This window comes from Aeromonas sp. R7-5 (genome assembly GCF_040908015.1).
Classification (GTDB): domain Bacteria; phylum Pseudomonadota; class Gammaproteobacteria; order Enterobacterales; family Aeromonadaceae; genus Aeromonas; species Aeromonas caviae.
On record NZ_JBFOCZ010000018.1, the window covers coordinates 1 to 3604 of the forward strand.

Below are 3604 nucleotides of genomic sequence, written 5' to 3' on the forward strand. Positions count from 1 at the left end.
GGAAGGTGCGAACAAGTGGATCGCACCTTTACCACGAACTCTTTGTCCGCATTTGAAATGCCCATCACACCAAAAACCTGACTTTTTTCCGCAAGTATTCGGCTATTAAGCGCCATTTAGCCTCATTTTCGAGGCTTATCTCGATTTTTGGGCACAGCTATCCCATGCCCGTATCATCTGGTCCACGCGAAACAGATTCGCCAGCGTAAACAACATCGCCAGTTGGTTGTCGTTCTTGCGCAGCCCCTTGAACCGCGCCTTCACAAAGCCAAACTGACGTTTGATGATCCGAAACGGGTGCTCCACCTTGGCGCGGATGCTGGATTTGAGCCTCTCAAAGGCAATGACAGCCTTGTTTTTACGGGGATATTTTTTGAGTTCCTTGAGTTTTCCAGGGCGCATGGCAATCGCCCACTCGGCCTCGACATCGGCAAGCTCTTCACGATTTTCGGCCCCCTGATATCCAGCGTCGGCGAACACAAACTCTTCCTTGCCATGGAGCAGATTTCCCACTTGATTGAGGTCGTGCTCGTTGGCGGCCGTGGTCTCCAGACTATGCGTCAGGCCACTCTTGGCATCGACGCCGATATGAGCTTTCATGCCGAAATACCACTGATTGCCTTTCTTGGTCTGATGCATCTCGCCGTCACGCTCTCCACGCTTGTTTTTGGTGGAGTTGGGGGCTTCGATGATGGTGGCATCGACCAGCGTGCCTTGCTTCATCATGATGCCGGCGTCAGAAAGCCACTGGTTGACGGCGTCGAAGAGCTGACGGGCCAGTTGATGCTGCTCCAGCAGATGGCGGAAGTTCATGATGGTGGTGCGGTCAGGGATGGCCTGGTCCAGGGAGAGTCTGGCAAACAGACGCATCGAGGCTATCTCGTAGAGTGCGTCCTCCATGGCACCGTCGCTGAGGTTGTACCACTGTTGCATGCAGTGAATGCGGAGCATGGTATCGAGTGGGTAGGGACGACGGCCATTACCTGCCTTGGGATAGACGGGCTCGATGACCTCCAGCATCATCGCCCATGGGAGCAACGCATCCATACGAGCCAGGAATAACTCCTTACGGGTTTTGCGGCGTTTACCATTGAACTCGCTATCCGCGAAGGTAAGCTGATGATTCATGCTGAAGCTTATACCTGATGCCAAGTGGGGCTCATGATCTCATATCAGGGACTTGTTCGCACCTTCCCTAAGCGAGTTATTCGCCCTGGGACCCAAGACGATATACTCAACATGTTTGTAAAGGATATTGATAAGTGTGTGGGGGCTCAGTGGCGCTGCGATCATGAGATCTCTCTCGGTTCACGCTCCAAGCATTTCAAGAGCTTGCTAAACGATGCCATCCAGCAGATCCCTCCTGACCGTGCCGGTGTGGTCCACATCTGGTATGAGACTTGCGATGGCATAGAGGTTGAGGAACTGCGTAGAAACAAGAACGTCGAGAATATCTCAGCTTACGATGCCTCCAATACAACCGTATTAGGTGTTTTCCTTCATGCCGTGAATTACTACCCATTCGAAGACGACTATGAGTGGGCTGAAACAGTACAAGACTTTGCCCGCATACCACACTTGATGGAACTCTTTCCCATGCAGTCTTTGATGCTTGCATCTGGTTCGACACAGGAAATCGAGGGCGACACGCACTGGGGGCAAGATAAAGCCGCCAAAAGTATGTGGTGACGAGATCCTTGGGTGGCGGTGATCCCTGACTTAGAGCCCCCCTTCTGGCGGCTCGTCAAAATCAGGAAGAATCGCACTGTAAGCTATTACTCAGTCCGATGACCACAGTGCCTCATCGTCCTGAGTTTCTATCCAAAAATCATCGAACAGAGCAAGCTTGGCTTCATTAGCTGTTGGATATGTCCTTGGACCGAACCTGTTTCCGATTTTGTAGCCCCAGCGTTTTGTCTTCGTTGGATAGACCACTAGGTTGTAGCCTTCGAGATTTAGGAAACTGTTACCTTTGGCTGACGTGCGCCAGGTGCGTTTCAGCCAGCGAGTCCGTCGCGCTGCGCGATTACGCAACTTTGTTTCCCACCGCTTGGGGCCCACATAATCGTCGGTCATCTTTTCTGCGCATACACATCCGACTTCTAATTCCGAGATATAGTCGGGATGCTGCATCACATGGACATAGCGGATCTTCTCATTGCCGCACATTTGGCACGTTGCATAATCGGTATCTTCGGGCTGCTCGCCGTTAGCTCGAAGGTCAATTACATCAATACACGTCCACCCTTTGTGTGGTACACCAGAAGAACTCCATTGGTTCCCTATCACTTTTCCGCCCCCCCACTAAATGATCATTGCCCTTGAAAGTGGATAATGTGAATAACTGACAAAAATTCATAGTCATAGCTCTATTTTGTTGGAATACCCATAGGTGGCACAATGCCTTTTTGAGTCTGGCGGTGAAGTGCAGCAATCGATTCTGGATAGAAGTAGATGCTCCCGAGCCTAGGGAAGGTGCGAACAAGTGGATCGCACCTTTACCACGAACTCTTTGTCCGCATTTGAAATGCCCATCACACCAAAAACCTGACTTTTTTCCGCAAGTATTCGGCTATTAAGCGCCATTTAGCCTCATTTTCGAGGCTTATCTCGATTTTTGGGCACAGCTATCCCATGCCCGTATCATCTGGTCCACGCGAAACAGATTCGCCAGCGTAAACAACATCGCCAGTTGGTTGTCGTTCTTGCGCAGCCCCTTGAACCGCGCCTTCACAAAGCCAAACTGACGTTTGATGATCCGAAACGGGTGCTCCACCTTGGCGCGGATGCTGGATTTGAGCCTCTCAAAGGCAATGACAGCCTTGTTTTTACGGGGATATTTTTTGAGTTCCTTGAGTTTTCCAGGGCGCATGGCAATCGCCCACTCGGCCTCGACATCGGCAAGCTCTTCACGATTTTCGGCCCCCTGATATCCAGCGTCGGCGAACACAAACTCTTCCTTGCCATGGAGCAGATTTCCCACTTGATTGAGGTCGTGCTCGTTGGCGGCCGTGGTCTCCAGACTATGCGTCAGGCCACTCTTGGCATCGACGCCGATATGAGCTTTCATGCCGAAATACCACTGATTGCCTTTCTTGGTCTGATGCATCTCGCCGTCACGCTCTCCACGCTTGTTTTTGGTGGAGTTGGGGGCTTCGATGATGGTGGCATCGACCAGCGTGCCTTGCTTCATCATGATGCCGGCGTCAGAAAGCCACTGGTTGACGGCGTCGAAGAGCTGACGGGCCAGTTGATGCTGCTCCAGCAGATGGCGGAAGTTCATGATGGTGGTGCGGTCAGGGATGGCCTGGTCCAGGGAGAGTCTGGCAAACAGACGCATCGAGGCTATCTCGTAGAGTGCGTCCTCCATGGCACCGTCGCTGAGGTTGTACCACTGTTGCATGCAGTGAATGCGGAGCATGGTATCGAGTGGGTAGGGACGACGGCCATTACCTGCCTTGGGATAGACGGGCTCGATGACCTCCAGCATCATCGCCCATGGGAGCAACGCATCCATACGAGCCAGGAATAACTCCTTACGGGTTTTGCGGCGTTTACCATTGAACTCGCTATCCGCGAAGGTAAGCTGATGATTCATGCTGAA

4 protein-coding genes are annotated in these 3604 nt (G+C 52.2%); 1 reads left to right on the forward strand and 3 read right to left on the reverse strand.

What is annotated here, in order from left to right; genetic code table 11:
• Positions 1-135: 135 nt before the first annotated feature.
• Positions 136-1128 carry an IS5 family transposase gene (locus AB5Y53_RS06400; RefSeq protein WP_368166140.1) on the reverse strand — a complete coding sequence of 331 codons (993 nt, stop codon included), beginning with the start codon at positions 1126-1128 and terminating at the stop codon, positions 136-138.
• 111 nt (positions 1129-1239) lie between these two features.
• Here AB5Y53_RS06400 and AB5Y53_RS06405 point away from each other — a divergent pair, with 111 nt between their 5' ends.
• Complete coding sequence (locus AB5Y53_RS06405) at positions 1240-1689, forward strand: hypothetical protein (RefSeq protein ID WP_368181371.1); 450 nt, start codon at positions 1240-1242, stop codon at positions 1687-1689.
• Positions 1690-1779: 90 nt separating this feature from the next.
• On the opposite strand, the gene AB5Y53_RS06410 is transcribed toward AB5Y53_RS06405, so the two are convergent.
• Entirely contained in the window at positions 1780-2289 is a 510-nt protein-coding gene (locus tag AB5Y53_RS06410; protein ID WP_059296296.1) for a hypothetical protein, read from the reverse strand.
• A gap of 316 nt (positions 2290-2605) precedes the next feature.
• Positions 2606-3598 carry an IS5 family transposase gene (locus tag AB5Y53_RS06415; protein ID WP_368166140.1) on the reverse strand — a complete coding sequence of 331 codons (993 nt, stop codon included), beginning with the start codon at positions 3596-3598 and terminating at the stop codon, positions 2606-2608.
• Positions 3599-3604: the final 6 nt, after the last annotated feature.